Below are 15,200 nucleotides of genomic sequence, written 5' to 3'. Positions count from 1 at the left end.
GTCCCTGCACTGGAGAGGGCGGCTACAGGGGGGTGACGTACGCCCCGGAGATCCCCCCGTCGACGAGGAAGTCGGTCGCGTTGACGAAGGAGGAGTCGTCGCTGGCGAGGAAGGCGACGGCGGCGGCGATCTCCTCCGCCTCGGCGAACCGGCCGACGGGGATGTGGACGAGGCGGCGGGCGGCCCGCTCGGGGTCCTTGGCGAACAGCTCCCGCAGCAGAGGCGTGTTGACCGGGCCCGGGCACAGGGCGTTGACCCGGATGCCCTCGCGGGCGAACTGCACGCCCAGTTCCCGGGACATGGCGAGCACGCCGCCCTTGGACGCCGTGTACGAGATCTGGGACGTCGCCGCGCCCATCCGCGCCACGAAGGACGCGGTGTTGATGATGGAGCCCCTGCCCTGGCGCCGCATGTAGGGGATCGCGGCCTTGCAGCACAGGTACACGGACGTCAGGTTGACCTCCTGGACCCGCTTCCAGGCCTCCAGGCCGGTCTCCAGGATGGAGTCGTCGTCGGGCGGTGAGATCCCGGCGTTGTTGAAGGCGACGTCGACGCTGCCGTAGGTGTCGTACGCCGTCCTGAACAGCGCCTCGACCTGCTCGGGGTCGGTGACGTCGACCTTCGCGAAGGTGCCGCCGGCCTCCTCGGCGGCGGCCTTTCCGCGGGCTTCGTCGACGTCGCCGCAGACGACGTGGGCGCCCTCGGCGGCGAGGCGGCGCGCGGCGGCGAGGCCGATGCCGCTGCCGGCTCCGGTGATGACGGCGGTCCGGCCGACCAGACGACGGCAGACGGTCTCTTCGCTCGATGCGGGCGATTCGGTCACTGTGCGGGGCCCTCCGTGCTGATGAAGACGTTCTTGGTCTCGGTGAAGGCGGTGAGCGCGTCCGGGCCCAGCTCGCGGCCGAGGCCGGACTGCTTGAAGCCGCCGAACGGGGTCCAGTAGCGGACGCTGGAGTGGGAGTTGACGGACAGGTTGCCGACTCGGACGGCCCGCGAGACGCGCAGGGCGCGCCCCAGGTCGCGGGTCCACAGGGAGCCGGCGAGGCCGTACGGCGTGTCGTCGGCGAGGCGGATGGCGTCCGCCTCGTCGGTGAACGGGAGCAGGACGGCCACGGGGCCGAAGATCTCCTCGCGGGCGGCGTCGGAGTCGGGTCGCTCCGCCGTGAGCACGGTTGGCGGGAACCAGAAGCCGGGTCCGTCGGGCGCGGTGCCGCGCAGCGCCGGGGCGCCGTCGGGCACGAAGGACCGTACGCGGTCCAGCTGCTGCCGGGAGATGAGCGGGCCCATCCGGGTCTTCTCGTCGGCCGGGTCACCGACCACCACGGCGGACAGCGCGTCGGCGAGCAGCTCGGCGACCTCGTCGTAGACCGTCTCCTGGACGAGGATGCGGGTGCGGGCGCAGCAGTCCTGGCCGGCGTTGTCGAGGAAGGAGAAGGGGTCGACGGCCGCCTCCAGGTCGGCGTCGGCGAAGACGATGTTGGGGCTCTTGCCGCCGAGTTCGAGAGTGACGGGTTTGACCTGGCGGGCGCAGCGCTCCATGACCTCGCGGCCGGTGCGGGTGGAGCCGGTGAAGACGATCTTCGCCACGCCGGGGTGGTCGACGAGTGCGCGGCCCGTGATGTGGCCGTGGCCGGGCAGGACCTGGAAGAGCCCTTCGGGCAGCCCCGCCTCCAGGGCCAGTTCGGCCAGGCGCAGGGCGGTCAGCGGGGTGGTCTCGGCGGGCTTGAGGACGACGGCGTTGCCGGCGGCCAGGGCCGGGAAGGAACCCCAGGCCGCGATGGGCATCGGGAAGTTCCAGGGGGCGACCACCCCGACCACGCCGAGGGGTTCCTGGAAGGTGACGTCCCAGCCGCCGGGGACGGGGATCTGCTTGCCGAGGAGGCGTTCGGCGCCGCCGGCCGCGTAGAGCAGCAGGTCGCGGGCGTTGCCCGCCTCCCAGCGGGCGTTGCCGAGGAGGTGGCCGGCCTCGCGGACCTCCAGCGCGGCCAGTTCCTCGACGTGGGCGTCGACGGTGTCGGCGTACCGGCGCAGCAGGCGGGCCCGGTCGGCGGGGGCCGTGGCGGCCCAGGCGCGCTGGGCGGCGGTCGCGCGGGCGACGGCGCGGTCCACGTCGGCCGCGTCGGCGGCGGGGACGGTGGCGACGACCTCCTCGGTGGCCGGATCGAGGACGGTCAGCTCGTGCGGGTCGGACGAGGCGTGCGGCTCGGACAAGGGGTGGCCTTTCACATGCGTTCGAAGGAGCGGCGCAGCTCCCAGTCGGTGACCGCGGCGTCGAAGGCGTCGAGCTCGACCCGGGCCATGTTGCGGTAGTGGTCGACCACCTCGTCGCCGAAGGCGGCCCTGGCGACGGGGCTGTTCTCCCAGAGTTCGGCCGCCTCGCGCAGGGTGGTCGGGACGTGGGCGTACTCGGCGGTGTAGGCGTTGCCGGAGCAGGGGTCCGGCAGCTCCAGCTTCCGCTCGACGCCGTACAGGCCGGCCGCGACCAGCCCCGCGACGGCGAGGTGCGGGTTGACGTCGCCGCCGGGCAGCCGGTTCTCGAACCGGGTGGAGCGGCCGTGGCCGACGACGCGCAGCGCGCAGGTGCGGTTGTCGTGGCCCCAGGCCACGGCGGTGGGAGCGAAGGAGCCCGGCTGGAATCGCTTGTAGCTGTTGATGTTCGGGGCGTAGAGCAGCGCGAAGTCGCGCAGGGCGGCGAGCTGGCCGGCGAGGAAGTGCCGCATGACGTCCGACATCCCGTCGGGGCCGTCCCCGGCCATCACGTTGGTGCCGTCGGCGTCCGCCAGGGAGAGGTGGATGTGGCAGGAGTTGCCCTCGCGCTCGTTGTACTTGGCCATGAAGGTCAGCGAGACGCCCTCCTGGGCGGCGATCTCCTTGGCGCCGGTCTTGTAGATGGCGTGCTGGTCGCAGGTGACCAGGGCCTCGTCGTAGCGGAACGCGATCTCGTGCTGGCCGGGGTTGCACTCCCCCTTGGCGGACTCCACGGTGAGGCCGGCGCCGGCCATGTCGTTGCGCAGGCGGCGCAGCAGGGGCTCGATGCGGCCGGTGCCGAGGATGGAGTAGTCGATGTTGTACTGGTTGGCCGGGGTCAGGCCCCGGTAGCCGGCGTCCCAGGCCTGCTCGTAGGTGTCCTTGAAGACGATGAACTCCAGCTCGGTGCCGACCTGTGCGGTGAGGCCGAGTGCGGCGAGGCGCTCCAGCTGGCGGCGCAGGATCTGGCGGGGCGCGGCGGCGACCGGGGTGCCGTCGGCCCAGGCGAGGTCGGCGATCAGCAGCGCGGTGCCGGGGTGCCAGGGCAGGCGGCGCAGGGTGGCGGTGTCGGGGTGCATGGCGAAGTCGCCGTAGCCGCGCTCCCATGAGGACATCCGGTAGCCGTCGACGGTGTTCATGTCGGCGTCGACGGCGAGCAGGTAGTTGCAGCCCTCGGTGCCGTGCCGGAGGACCTCGTCGAGGAAGAAGCGGGCGGCGAACCGCTTGCCCTGGAGCCGCCCTTGCATGTCGGGGAAGGCGAGGACGACAGTGTCGATCTCACCGCCGGCGACGAGGGTGTGCAGTTCCTCGACGGTCAGCGGGGCTGTGCGGTCTGCCACGGGTAAGCCTCCTCGGGCTTCGTCGGTCAGCCGGGAGCCATAAGGTATTGCCCAGGACCATTGATTGGGAAGGGGGGTCGGCGACATGTCGCGGGCCGACACGGGGCACGGGATGCTCCAGGGCGGGGACCGGCTGACGTCGGTGCTGCGTCCGGTGCGGGCCGGCAACGGCTTCGAGGAGGCGCTGGAGCAGATCCTCCAGGTGCTCCGGCTCGGCCTGGTGCCGGACGGCGGACGGCTGCCGGCCGAGCGGGAGCTGGCCGACCGGCTGGGGGTCAGCCGGGTGACGCTGCGCGAGGTGCTGAAGGTGCTGCAGGACCAGGGGCTGGTGGAGTCGCGGCGCGGACGCTACGGCGGGACGTTCGTCCTGCCGCGCACCGACGCCCCCGGCGAGGAGGAGCTGCGCCGCCGCCTGCGGGACGTGGACGTGGAGGACACCCTGCGCTTCCGCGAGGTGCTGGAGGTGGGCGCGGCCGGGCTGTGCGCCACGCACGGCCTGGCCGGGGAGGGGGCGGACCGGCTGCGCGAGGCGCTGGCCCGCACCCACGACGCCCCGCTGGCCGAGTACCGCCGCCGCGACACCCTGTTCCACCTCACCCTGGCCGAGCTGTCCGGCTCGGCCACGCTCACCGCCCAGTACGCGGCCGTCCGGGCGACGGTGAACGACCTGCTGGACTGCATCCCGCTGCTGGTGCGCAACCTGGAGCACTCGCAGCGCCAGCACGCCGCGCTGGTCGAGGCCGTGATCGAGGGCAACGCCGAGCAGGCCCGGGAGATCACGCGCGAGCACTGCGAGGGCACGGCGGCGCTGCTGAGGGGGTTCCTCGGGTGAACCCGGGCGCGCGCGGATTTACGGACGCTTAACGCAGGGGTATTGCTTTCCCGGGACGGACCCCGCAAAGGTATGGCTCCATTCCATTGAGCTCTGTCCGCCGCCCCGTGGGGAGTCGTGCCCATGTCCATGGATTCCACCCGAACGCCCACCGCCCCTGAGCCGGACGACTATCTGGAGCGCAGATCGCTGCGCCGGGGCAGCGCCGGCTGGGTGCTGCTGACCGGCCTCGGCGTCGCCTACGTCGTCTCCGGCGACTACTCGGGCTGGAACTTCGGCCTGGCGGAGGGCGGCTTCGGCGGTCTGGCCGTCGCCATGGTGCTGATGGGCACCATGTACGCGTGCATGGTGTTCGCCCTCGCCGAACTGTCCTCGATCCTGCCCACGGCAGGCGGCGGATACGGCTTCGCCCGCCGTGCGCTCGGCCCCTGGGGCGGCTTCCTGACCGGCACGGCGATCCTCATCGAGTACGTTCTGGCACCGGCCGCCATCGTCATCTTCATCGGGGACTACGTCGAGTCGCTGGGCCTGTTCGGGCTGGAGTCCGGCTGGCCGGTGTACCTGGTCTGCTTCGCGGTCTTCCTCGGCATCCACCTGTGGGGCGTGGGCGAGGCGCTGCGGTTCAGCTTCGTCGTCACCGGCATCGCGGTCGTGGCCCTGGTGGTGTTCGCGGCGGCGGCGCTGCCGGACTTCAGCTTCGCCGCCCTGGACGACATCCCGGTGGACACGTCGGCCGCGGGCGCCGGTTCCTGGCTGCCGTTCGGCGTGCTCGGCATCTGGGCGGCGTTCCCGTTCGGCATGTGGTTCTTCCTGGGCGTGGAGGGGGTGCCGCTGGCCGCCGAGGAGACGCGGAACCCGGCCCGCACCCTGCCCAAGGCGATCCGCTGGTCGATGGGCGTCCTGGTGGTGCTGGCCGTGGTGACCTTCTTCGCGGCGGCCGGGGCGCGCGGCTCGGCGGCGATCCAGGAGGCGGGGAACCCGCTGGTCGAGGCCCTCCAGCCGAACGGCGAGGCCACCGCGCTGAGCCGGATCGTCAACTACGCGGGGCTGGCCGGACTGGTGGCGTCCTTCTTCTCGCTGATCTACGCCGGCTCGCGCCAGCTGTTCGCGCTGTCCCGCGCGGGCTACCTGCCCCGCTTCCTCTCCCTGACCAGCCGCCGCAAGGCCCCCTACCTGGGTCTGCTGGTACCGGGCACGATCGGCTTCCTGCTGGCCGCGGTCACCGGCGACGGGGCGCGCATGCTGAACGTCGCGGTCTTCGGCGCCACCATCTCCTACGCCCTGATGTCGCTCTCCCACATCGTGCTGCGCCGCCGCGAGCCGGGGCTGGCGCGGCCGTACCGCACGCCGGGCGGGGTGCTGACCTCCTCGGTGGCGCTGGTCCTGGCGTGCGCGGCGCTGGTGGCGACGTTCCTGGTGGACGTGACGGCGGCGGTGATCGCCCTGTCGGTGTACGGGGTCGCCGTCGCCTACTTCGGTCTCTACAGCCGCAAGCGGCTGGTGGCGAAGGCGCCGGAGGAGGAGTTCGCCGCACTGGCGGCGGCCGAGGCAGAGTTGGCACGGGACTGAGACCGCCGGGACCGCCGACCGTGAGGGAGCAGCAGTGAACAGACCGCTGATCGGCGTCAGCACCTACCTGGAGGCGGGCGCGCGCTGGGGCGTGTGGGAGCTGGAGGCGGCACTGCTGCCGGCCGGCTACCCCCGGCTCGTGCAACGGGCGGGCGGCCTCGCGGCGATGCTGCCGCCGGACGCGCCGGAGCACGCGGCGGCGGCGGTGGCCCGGCTGGACGCGGTGGTGATCGCCGGCGGCCCGGACGTGGACCCGGTGCGCTACGGCGCCGAGCGCGACCCGCGCACCGGACCGCCGGCGCGGGCCCGTGACACGTGGGAGCTGGCGCTGATCGAGGCGGCGCTGGCCGCCCGGGTGCCGCTGCTGGGCGTCTGCCGGGGGATGCAGCTGCTGAACGTCGCCCTCGGCGGCACCCTCACGCAGCACGTCGACGGGCACGCCGAGGCCCCGGGGGCCTTCGGCCGGCACCCGGTCAAGCCGGTGCCGGGCACCCGCTACGCCGGTATCGCCCCCGAGGAGACCTCCGTACCGACCTACCACCACCAGGCGGTGGACCGGCTGGGGGCGGGACTGGTCGTCTCGGCGTACGCCGAGGACGGCACGGTGGAGGCGGTGGAACTGCCTCCACCCGGCTGGGTGCTCGGCGTCCAGTGGCATCCGGAGATGGGCCGGGACTTGCGGGTGATGCGGGCCCTGGTGGCCGCGGCGACCCGCTGAGCCCCGACCGGCCGGGGCGGCGCCCTGCGGCCGGGGACCTGCGTGCGGACCGAGACGGGCAGGGCGCCGAGGCCGCTGCCGACGCCACGGACCACCACGCGGGCGGCGGCGAACCTGAGTCCGGCACCACGGGTGACCACGAGCCCGGGCCGCCCACCCGCCGCAGACCGGCACAGGTGGCAACAAGCCCCGGCCACCCCGCCAGCCGCCACCGGCACACGTCGCAGCGAGCCCCGGCCACCCCACCAGCCGCGGACCGGCACAGGTGGCAGCGACCCCGGACCGGCACAGCGGCCGGGACCACGGGCGGCAGGCAGTCCGGTCGCTCATCCCGGCCACGGACCGGGGCGGGGCTTGCCGCCCACAGAGCCCGGGGGCGGCCGCCGGAGGCCGCCGGCTGATGGACCGGCCGAGAGCGGCAGCGGGGCGGCAGCGGCGCGGGACGGCTGACCGGGCCACCGACCGGCAGCGAGCTGCGGTCGCCCCGACGGCCCTCGGGTCGGCGGGGGACATCGGCGGGGCAGCCGCGGGGCCGAGCACCGATGCGACCGGCGGGCCGCCTCGCCCGCCGCCGGGTCAGCCGCGGGTCAGGCTCAGCAGTTCCCGGGCCGGGCCCGCCGGGCGGTGGCCGGTGGGCCAGACGGCGCGCAGGGCGCGGGCCAGGGAGACGTCGTCGAGCGGGACGCTGACCAGGCGGCGCATGCCCAGCTCCTCGCCGACGGCGAGTTCGCTGAGGACCGCCGGGCCCGCGCCGCTGACCGCCGCCGCCTTCACCGCCGTCGTGGAGGACAGCTCGATCAGCGGCCGGGCCAGCCCGCCGAGCGCCATGTCCAGGACCTGCCGGGTCCCGGAGCCCTTCTCCCGCAGGATCAGCGGGGTGGCCGCCAGTTCCTCGGCGGCCAGCGGGCGCCGCCGCCGCGTCCACGGGTGTCCGGGCGCGGCGACGACGATCAGACGGTCGTGACCGATCACCGCCGAGTCCAGCCCGGAGGGCACCGTCAGCCCCTCCACGAACCCCAGATCGGCCTCCCCGGCGAGCAGTCGCTCCGCCACCGCCGCCGAGTTCCCGGCCAGCAGCGACACCGCCGTGTCGGGCCGCTGGGCCCGCAGCGCGAGCAGCCACCCCGGCAGCAGGTACTCCGCGATCGTCATGCTCGCCGCGACCCGCAGCCGGGAGTCCCGCCGGTCCCGCAGCGCCTGCGCGCCCACGTCGAACGCCTCCGCCGCCTCGACGATCCGCCGCGCCCAGTCCGTCACCAGCGCGCCCGCGTCGGTCAGCCGCGACCCGCGCGGCGACCGGTCCACGAGCGCCACACCCAGCTGGCGCTCCATGGAGCGGATCCGGCTGCTCGCCGCCGGCTGGGTGATCCCCAGCTCCCGGGCGGCCGCTCCGAGACTGCCCAGCCGGGCCACCGTCAGCAGCAGTTCCAGGGCGCCCAGATCCGGTACCCGATGGGCCAGCGAACCACCGGCCGGACGCCCCTCGCCTGCTGTCTCCCCACCGCTCATAAGGTCAGTTTATGCCCGGTTGGCGGCATACTCCCCGGTCGCGACGGCACGGGCGCCGGTGCGCGCGCCGCTCAGCACCGAGCCGCTCGCAGGGCGGCACCGAGCACCGCGGGAGCCTCGGCCAGCGACGGCCCGTACCACGTCAGGTGCCGTCCGCTGACCAGCGCGCAGGGCAGCCCCGGGAACGCCTCGGGGCCGTCGTCGGCGGCGAACCGGTAAGGCTCGTCGGGCAGCACCACCAGGTCGGGCCGTCGGGCGCTCAGCTCCTCCGCCGAGACCCGCGGGTACCGCTCCTCGTGACGGGCGTAGCAGTGGTCCACACCCAGGCGCGCGAGCACATCGCCCGCGAACGTGTCGCGGCCCAGCACCATCCAGGGGCGGCGCCAGACCGGCACGACGGCGGTGCGGCGGTGGCCGGGGCCCGGCACGGACGGCTTGGTCCAGGCGTCCTCGGCCTCGTCCAGCCAGCGCGGCCGACGGCGCGCACCGCACGCCGAGACCACCCGGTCCAGTTCCCGGAACGCCTGGGGCACGTCCCGCACCTCGGTGACCAGCACCTCCAGTCCGGCCGCGCGCAGGGCGGCCAGGTCCGGCGCGCGGTTCTCCTCCTCGTTGGCGATGACCAGATCGGGCCAGAGGGCGGCGACCCGGTCGAGATCGGGGTTCTTGGTGCCACCCACCCGGGGGACGTCGAGGCCCGCCGGGTGGCTGCACCAGTCCGTGGCGCCGACGAGCGCGCCGGGGACACTCGCGGCCACGGCCTCGGTGAGGGACGGCACGAGAGAGACGACGCGCGGCGGCACGGGGGTGCGCGGGGCGTCGTGTGCGGCGCGGGAGGGCCGGGGCTGCACGGGCTGCGGACCGTTCACCGCTTGCGGTCCCGCACCGCCTCGATGTGCTCCGCCACCGCCACGACGACCAGCCGGGTGTCCGGCCCCGTGGCCCGCCAGCGGTGCCGCACCCCGCCGGTCAGGTACAGGGTGTCGCCGCGGCCGAGCCGGTACACCCGGCCCTCGGCCTCGATCTCGACGGCGCCGTCGGCGACATACATCAACTGGTCGTTGCGGTAGCGCAGTTCGCGGCCCGCGTCATGGTCGCCGGTGAACTCGGTCGCCTGCATCTGGTGGTGTCCGCGCACCAGCGCCCGGGAGTGCGGGTCGGGCCCCGGCTCGGGGGCCTCGGCCGACACCACGTCCACGCTGCACGCCGGGTCGGCGGCGGCGAGCAGCTCGACGGCCGTGGTGCGCAGCGCGTCGGCGACCTTCTCCAGGGAGCTCTGGCTGGGCCGTGCCCGGTCGTTCTCGATCTGGCTCAGGAACGGGACCGACAGGCCGCTGCGCTCGGCCACGACGGCGAGGGTGAGTTCGAGGGCCCGACGGCGGCGGCGCACGGCCGCGCCCACCCGCAGGGGCTGTTCTTTGTGGTCGCCCATCGCTCCGGCTCCCTCCTTCGCTCGTCGGTCCCTTTCTGATGAGTTCTCTGCACCCTACGCATGTTCGGCAAACCGTTTCATGTGCCCGTCACATCGAGGACACGGCGGGCGGCCTTCGAGTGGACGGTTCACGCCAGTCGATCAGCCTGGCGGAGCGGCCGGGTCCGGGCAGGTTCGCACGGGCCGCTCCTAGGGTTCAATGCTCCGACGGCCACCGGTGTTCCGGCCAGGGCCGGGCGGGGCGGTCCGGGGGCCGGGCGGCTCCCCGGTTCGGGTGACGGCTTGGCTCTGCGTGGTTGGCCGGATCCCGCCCGTGCGCGGGTCCCCCGCTCGCGCGCCGGGGCGCACGCTCCGAAGCGGGCCGCACCGCCGAAGCCGGGCACGGGTCGCTGTCGGTGGTGTGCGGCATGATGCGCACGTGACCGGACGACTGATGCTGCTCGACACCGCCTCCCTGTACTTCCGCGCCTACTTCGGCGTCCCCGACTCCGTGAGGGCACCGGACGGCACTCCGGTGAACGCGGTGCGCGGGCTGCTGGAGTTCATTGACCGACTGGTCCGCGACCACCGGCCCGACGCACTGGTGGCCTGCATGGACGCCGACTGGCGCCCGGAGTGGCGGGTCGCGCTGATCCCCTCCTACAAGGCGCACCGGGTCGCCGAGGAGCACCAGACGGGCCCGGACGAGGAGGAGGTGCCGGACACCCTGTCGCCGCAGGTTCCGGTCATCGAGGCGGTCCTCGACGCGCTCGGCATCGCCCGGGTGGGCGTCGCGGGGTACGAGGCGGACGACGTGATCGGCACGTTCACGGCGCGGGCGGAGGGCCCGGTGGACATCGTCACCGGCGACCGCGATCTGTACCAGCTGGTGGACGACGTGCGCGGGGTGCGGGTCCTGTATCCGCTCAAGGGTGTCGGCACGCTGCAGCTGACCGACGAGGCGGTACTGCGGGAGAAGTATGGCGTCGACGGCCGCGGGTACGCGGATCTGGCGCTGCTGCGGGGCGACCCGAGCGACGGCCTGCCCGGGGTGCCGGGGATCGGCGAGAAGACGGCGGCCAAGCTGCTGGCCGAGTTCGGCGACCTGGACGGGATCATGGCAGCCGTCGACGACCCGGCGGCCAGGCTGACCCCGTCGCAGCGCAGGCGGCTCGCCGAGGCGCGGCCGTACGTGGAGGTCGCGCCGAAGGTCGTGCGGGTCGCCGACGACGTGCCGCTGCCGGCGGTGGACACGGCGCTGCCGCGTGCACCGCGCGACCCGGCGGCGGTGGCGGAGCTGGGGAACCGCTGGGGCCTGGGCGGCTCTCTGCGGCGACTGCTCGCCACGCTGGGCGCCTGAGCGGCCCCGGGGGCGTCACGTCGATGTTCTCGTGTGCCACAAACAGGGAAGTGCTAGCTTAGGCAAGCCTAAGCTTCAGGTCGACTGGGAGGCCGTCATGGCAGAACGCCCCGCACGCACGTCGCGGAAGCCGCACTCCGCGCAGGTCGTGCGCACCGAGCGGCTCACTCCGCACATGCAGCGTGTGGTGCTCGGCGGCGAGGGACTCGCCGGGTTCTCGGCCGGCACCTGCACCGACCACTACGTGAAGCTGCTGTTCGCTCCCGAGGGCGTGACCTACCCGGAGCCCTTCGACCTGGAGCGCGTGCGGGCGGAGTTCCCCCGTGAGCAGTGGCCGGTGACACGCACCTACACCGTGCGGTCCTGGGATCCCGAGCACCGCGAGCTGGCCCTGGACTTCGTGATCCACGGCGACGAGGGCCTGGCCGGCCCCTGGGCGATGCGCGCCCGGCCGGGCGACACCGTCCGCTTCATGGGCCCGGGTGGCGCCTACGCCCCCGACCAGGACGCCGACTGGCACCTGCTGGCCGGTGACGAGAGCGCCCTGCCGGCCATCGCGGCCGCGCTGGAGGCCCTGCCGGCCGGCGCGGTGGCGCACGCCTTCGTTGAGGTCTCCGGCCCGGAGGAGGAACTGAAGATCGACTCCGACACGGAGGTCGTCTGGCTGCACCGCGGCGACCGGCCGGTCGGCCGACCGCTCGTCGAGGCCGTGCGGGCGCTGCCCTTCCCCGAGGGCCGGGTGCACGCGTTCGTGCACGGTGAGGCCCACTGCGTGAAGGAGCTGCGCCATCTGCTGCGGGTCGAGCGCGGCATCCCGCGCGAGGACCTGTCCATCTCGGGCTACTGGCGGCTCGGCCACAACGAGGACGGCTGGCAGGCGTCGAAGCGGGAGTGGAACGCGCGCATCGAGGCGGAGCAGGAGACCACCGAGCCGGCGGCCTCCTGATCCCTTCCTCCGAACGGGGCGCGGTCGGCCGGTCGGTCGCCGTCGCCCCGGGCGTGCGGGCGCATGTCGTTCGGGCCGTCGGCGTGCAGGAGAGCACCGCGCTTGGTGCCCACCACCAGGAAGCCGGTCTTGGCAGCCATCCGGCAGGACGCCACGTTCGCCGTGGCGTGGGTCTGTTCCAGGCGGTGGAAACCGATCTCCTCCAGCGCCCAACGGGTCAGCACGGTGGTGGGCCGTACGGCGACGCCCCGGCCGCGGGCCCGGCCACCGTCCAGTGGGCGCCCTCGGCGAATCCGCTGCCGAGCAGGAGGCCGCACAGCGCGGCCCGGCCGAGGAGCAGACCGGTGTCCGCGTCGACGACGGCCCACCGCGCGGTCCGCTCCCGCGCCCACTCGGCCCGCCCGTCGCCGATCCGGTCGGCGGCCTCCGCCGCGGAGCCGGCGGCCCGCGCGTGCCACCGACGCGTCAGCGGGTCCTGGAACGCGGCGTGCACCGCGGGGCGCGTCCGCCGCCCGCCGGGGGCCGCCACCGGGCGGCGGACGGCCCCACCGGTTCTCCGGCGCCGTACCCTGGGTCCACGATGAGACGCCGTACGCCGCCCCCGCCCGCCCCGCTCCCCCAGCGCGACGGGGTCGACCCGGTGCGGGTGCGGCTGCCGGCGGCGGGCCCGTGGGCCACCGTGCGGGAACACCTGGTGGAGCGCCTGTCCGGGGCGGGCGACGGCATCGTGGACGGGATGTTCGCGGCGGGCGGGATCGTCGGCGCCGACGGGCGGCCGGTCGCTGCGGACGCCGCGTACGTCCCCGGGCTCTACGTGTGGTTCCACCGGGAGCTGCCCGCCGAGGTTCCGGTGCCCTTCCCGGTGCGGGTCGTGTACCGCGACGCCCACCTGGTCGTCGCCGACAAGCCCCACTTCCTGGCCACCACCCCGCGCGGCAGCCACGTCACAGAGACCGTGCTCGCCCGGCTCCGCCGCGAGCTCGGCATCCCCGCGCTGGGCGCCGCCCACCGGCTGGACCGGCTCACGGCCGGGCTGGTGCTGTTCACGGTGCGGCCCGAGGAACGGGGCGCGTACCAGGCGCTGTTCCAGGACCGGCGGGTCCGCAAGACCTACGAGGCCGTCGCCCCCTACCGTCCCGGGACGGCCCTGCCGCGCACGGTGCGCAGCCGGATCGTGAAGGAGCGCGGCGTGCTCACCGCGCGGGAGGTGCCGGGCGAGCCCAACGCGGTCAGCCGCGTCGAGCTGCTGGAGCACCGGCCGGACGGGCTCGCCCGCTACCGGCTGACGCCCGAGACCGGCCAGACCCACCAGCTCCGCGTCCATATGACCGCCCTGGGCCTCCCCATCCTCGGGGACCCCCTCTATCCGGCGGTCGCCGCGCCGGCCCGGCCGGGAGACTTCAGCCGCCCCCTCCAGCTCCTCGCCCGGGAGCTGGAGTTCACCGACCCCGTCACCGGGGTACGGCACCGGCTGCGCAGCGAGCGGGAGTTGGCGGCCTGGACGGCGTACCCGACATGGGCGGCGGAGGAACGGCCGGACGGGCCGCAGCTGTCGTAGCCCCGGTCCGCCCCGTACCCGACCGCCCGATCCGACCGCCCCGTAGCAGGCCGGTGAGCGCGTCAGTATCCCCGCCACCACGACAGGAAGCGCTGCCAGGCGCTCGGGCGGCGGGCCGCCGCCGACGCCGATGCCCCCGTCGCCGTCGGCTCGCTCGGCCGCGGCTCCCCTGCGGCCGGGGCCGACTCCGTTCCGCCCGCGGCGACCGGTCCGCCCGCGGCCACGGGTCCGCCGGCGGCATAAGGCGTGCCCACGGTGACGGACCCGCCCGCGGGACCGGGCTCGCTGGTGGGACCGGACTCGCTGGTGGGAGCCGGCTGCTCCAGCCGGAGGAACACCTCGGGGCGCTGCGGCGGCACCACGTCCAGGCCCATGGTGTCCAGGGACTCCTTCGGCGGCTTGGGGTCGAAGCGCACCGGCAGGGCCACGAGGTGGCGGGAGGCGATGGACGCGGTCCAGCGCAGGTCCTCCTCGCGGCAGGCGAGCTGGGCGTCCGGCAACCGGGTCAGCAGCGCGTCGACGCCCACGTCGGCGATGGCCCGGCCGACGTCCTGGCCGGGACACTCGTGCGGTCCGCCGCCGAAGGCGAGGTGTGAGCGGTTGCCCTGCATGCTGGCGGAGAGGTCGGGCCGGATCCGCGGGTCCACGTTGCCCGGCGCCGGCGCGAACAGCAGTCCGTCGCCCTTGCGGATGCGCCGGCCCCCCAGCTCCGTCTCCTGCTTGGCGAAGTAGGCGAGGATCGTACTGAACGGCGGCTCGTCCCACAGGGACTGTTCGACCGCCTCCGGCACCGTCATCTGACCGCCGTTGAGCCGGGCGTAGAAACGCGGGTCGACGATGACCCGGCGCAACACGTTGGCCAGCAGGTTGACCGTGGCCTCGTAGGCGGCGAAGAGGACGAGCCGCAGGTGTTCGCGGACCTCGTCGTCGGTCAGCCCGGCCGGGTGGGTGATGAGGTGGCTGGTGAAGTCGTCGGCGGGCTGGGCGCGGCGGCGGATGGTCAGCCGGTCCAGCGCGTCCATGACGTACCCATGGCTGGCGATGGCGGTCTCGGTGCCCTTGAGGGCGTCCCGGGCCGCGTGCACCATGCGGTCGCTGTACTCCTCGGGCATGCCGAGGACCTCGCACATCACGGCCATCGGCAGGTGCTCGGCGAACTGGCCGACCAGATCGGCGCGGCCCTGCCCGCAGAAGCGGTTGACCAGTTCGTGCGTGGACCGGTAGATGTGCCGCCGCACGCTGCGGTGGTCGATGGTGGCCATGGCGGACTTGACCGCCCCGCGCAGGCGCTTGTGCTCGTCGCCCTCGGCGTGGGAGCAGATCGGCTGCCAGGCGATGTGCGGCATCAGCGGGTGGTCGGGCTTGACCCGGCCCTCCAGCAGCGGGGTCCAGATGCGGCTGTCCCGGGTGAAGTGCGAGGCGGTTCGGACCATGTGCAGGTTCTCCGCGTGGCCGAGGACCACCCAGATCGGCACGTCGTCGTGGAGCAGCGCGGGGGCCACCGCCCCGTGCTCCGCCCGGAGTTGCTCGTACAGCTCGGCCAGGTCCTCCGCGCCGGGCCCGTACAGCCGGGCCAGTCCGTCCGGGCCGCGGTGGGCGGGACAGCCGGGAGGCGGGTCGAGGGTGAGGTCTTCCGTACCGGTCGTGGAGTGGTGTTCAGACGTCACGGGGGTCGCTTTCGAAACGATGGTGGGTCCGGGGGCGGGCGGG

The 15,200-nt window shown here is 74.4% G+C and carries 15 protein-coding genes; 6 read left to right on the top strand and 9 right to left on the bottom strand.

The genetic code is table 11. The features are described 5' to 3' along the window. Positions 1 to 22: 22 nt before the first annotated feature. The 3 genes from AC3ET3_RS09955 to AC3ET3_RS09945 are packed head-to-tail and all read right to left on the bottom strand — an operon-like array spanning position 23 to position 3,587. Complete coding sequence (locus tag AC3ET3_RS09955; RefSeq protein WP_432134513.1) at positions 23 to 823, bottom strand: 3-oxoacyl-ACP reductase; 801 nt, start codon at positions 821 to 823, stop codon at positions 23 to 25. Beyond that, complete coding sequence (locus AC3ET3_RS09950; RefSeq protein ID WP_435611986.1) at positions 820 to 2,211, bottom strand: aldehyde dehydrogenase family protein; 1,392 nt, start codon at positions 2,209 to 2,211, stop codon at positions 820 to 822. Before AC3ET3_RS09950 ends, AC3ET3_RS09955 begins: the two co-directional genes overlap by 4 nt. Before the next feature lie 11 nt (positions 2,212 to 2,222). After that, entirely contained in the window at positions 2,223 to 3,587 is a 1,365-nt protein-coding gene (locus AC3ET3_RS09945; RefSeq protein WP_432134515.1) for a glutamine synthetase family protein, read from the bottom strand. Positions 3,588 to 3,672: 85 nt separating this feature from the next. On the opposite strand from AC3ET3_RS09945, the gene AC3ET3_RS09940 reads away from it, so the two are divergent. The 3 genes from AC3ET3_RS09940 (at position 3,673) to AC3ET3_RS09930 (ending at position 6,706) form a co-directional block, all read left to right on the top strand. Next, entirely contained in the window at positions 3,673 to 4,419 is a 747-nt protein-coding gene (locus AC3ET3_RS09940; protein ID WP_432134516.1) for a FadR/GntR family transcriptional regulator, read from the top strand. 123 nt (positions 4,420 to 4,542) lie between these two features. After that, complete coding sequence (gene eat, locus AC3ET3_RS09935) at positions 4,543 to 5,988, top strand: ethanolamine permease (protein WP_435611985.1); 1,446 nt, start codon at positions 4,543 to 4,545, stop codon at positions 5,986 to 5,988. A 34-nt stretch (positions 5,989 to 6,022) separates the two neighbouring features. Next, positions 6,023 to 6,706: a gamma-glutamyl-gamma-aminobutyrate hydrolase family protein gene (locus AC3ET3_RS09930; protein ID WP_435611984.1), complete on the top strand. Its 684-nt coding sequence runs from the start codon at positions 6,023 to 6,025 to the stop codon at positions 6,704 to 6,706. Between the two features lie 576 nt (positions 6,707 to 7,282). On the opposite strand, the gene AC3ET3_RS09925 is transcribed toward AC3ET3_RS09930, so the two are convergent. From AC3ET3_RS09925 to AC3ET3_RS09915, 3 genes are all read right to left on the bottom strand, one after another. Continuing rightward, entirely contained in the window at positions 7,283 to 8,215 is a 933-nt protein-coding gene (locus AC3ET3_RS09925) for a LysR family transcriptional regulator (protein WP_432134519.1), read from the bottom strand. A gap of 71 nt (positions 8,216 to 8,286) precedes the next feature. Beyond that, positions 8,287 to 9,018, bottom strand: a complete 732-nt coding sequence (locus tag AC3ET3_RS09920) for a helical backbone metal receptor (RefSeq protein ID WP_432134632.1) — start codon at positions 9,016 to 9,018, stop codon at positions 8,287 to 8,289. 62 nt (positions 9,019 to 9,080) lie between these two features. Next, positions 9,081 to 9,647, bottom strand: coding sequence for a helix-turn-helix domain-containing protein (locus AC3ET3_RS09915; protein ID WP_432134520.1), 567 nt, complete (start codon positions 9,645 to 9,647; stop codon positions 9,081 to 9,083). A gap of 418 nt (positions 9,648 to 10,065) precedes the next feature. On the opposite strand from AC3ET3_RS09915, the gene AC3ET3_RS09910 reads away from it, so the two are divergent. Then, positions 10,066 to 10,986 (top strand): 5'-3' exonuclease, encoded by a 921-nt coding sequence (locus AC3ET3_RS09910; protein ID WP_432134521.1) that lies wholly within the window; start codon positions 10,066 to 10,068, stop codon positions 10,984 to 10,986. 97 nt (positions 10,987 to 11,083) lie between these two features. Further along, positions 11,084 to 11,932, top strand: a complete 849-nt coding sequence (locus AC3ET3_RS09905) for a siderophore-interacting protein (RefSeq protein WP_432134522.1) — start codon at positions 11,084 to 11,086, stop codon at positions 11,930 to 11,932. Here the strand turns inward: AC3ET3_RS09905 and AC3ET3_RS09900 are convergent. Beyond that, complete coding sequence (locus AC3ET3_RS09900; RefSeq protein WP_435611983.1) at positions 11,827 to 12,156, bottom strand: GNAT family N-acetyltransferase; 330 nt, start codon at positions 12,154 to 12,156, stop codon at positions 11,827 to 11,829. The genes AC3ET3_RS09905 and AC3ET3_RS09900 overlap by 106 nt on opposite strands. Then, a complete protein-coding gene (locus AC3ET3_RS09895) occupies positions 12,150 to 12,425 on the bottom strand; it encodes a GNAT family N-acetyltransferase (RefSeq protein WP_432134523.1) in 276 nt (91 codons plus the stop codon). Before AC3ET3_RS09895 ends, AC3ET3_RS09900 begins: the two co-directional genes overlap by 7 nt. Positions 12,426 to 12,512: 87 nt before the next feature. On the opposite strand from AC3ET3_RS09895, the gene AC3ET3_RS09890 reads away from it, so the two are divergent. After that, positions 12,513 to 13,490 carry a pseudouridine synthase gene (locus tag AC3ET3_RS09890; protein WP_432134524.1) on the top strand — a complete coding sequence of 326 codons (978 nt, stop codon included), beginning with the start codon at positions 12,513 to 12,515 and terminating at the stop codon, positions 13,488 to 13,490. Positions 13,491 to 13,552: 62 nt separating this feature from the next. On the opposite strand, the gene AC3ET3_RS09885 is transcribed toward AC3ET3_RS09890, so the two are convergent. Further along, complete coding sequence (locus tag AC3ET3_RS09885; protein WP_435611982.1) at positions 13,553 to 15,157, bottom strand: cytochrome P450; 1,605 nt, start codon at positions 15,155 to 15,157, stop codon at positions 13,553 to 13,555. Positions 15,158 to 15,200 lie beyond the last annotated feature (43 nt).

The sequence above is a fragment of the Streptomyces sp. bgisy159 genome (genome assembly GCF_057707805.1).
This window is presented reverse-complemented; position numbering and strand designations above follow the sequence as displayed.

Excerpts from the sequence above, each read along its gene's own strand:
- AC3ET3_RS09940 (WP_432134516.1), top strand. The coding sequence starts at position 3,673 with ATGTCGCGGGCCGACACGGGGCACGGGATGCTCCAGGGCGGGGACCGG.
- eat (WP_435611985.1), top strand. The coding sequence starts at position 4,543 with ATGTCCATGGATTCCACCCGAACGCCCACCGCCCCTGAGCCGGACGAC.
- AC3ET3_RS09925 (WP_432134519.1), bottom strand. The coding sequence starts at position 8,215 with ATGAGCGGTGGGGAGACAGCAGGCGAGGGGCGTCCGGCCGGTGGTTCG.
- AC3ET3_RS09915 (WP_432134520.1), bottom strand. The coding sequence starts at position 9,647 with ATGGGCGACCACAAAGAACAGCCCCTGCGGGTGGGCGCGGCCGTGCGC.
- AC3ET3_RS09905 (WP_432134522.1), top strand. The coding sequence starts at position 11,084 with ATGGCAGAACGCCCCGCACGCACGTCGCGGAAGCCGCACTCCGCGCAG.
- AC3ET3_RS09890 (WP_432134524.1), top strand. The coding sequence starts at position 12,513 with ATGAGACGCCGTACGCCGCCCCCGCCCGCCCCGCTCCCCCAGCGCGAC.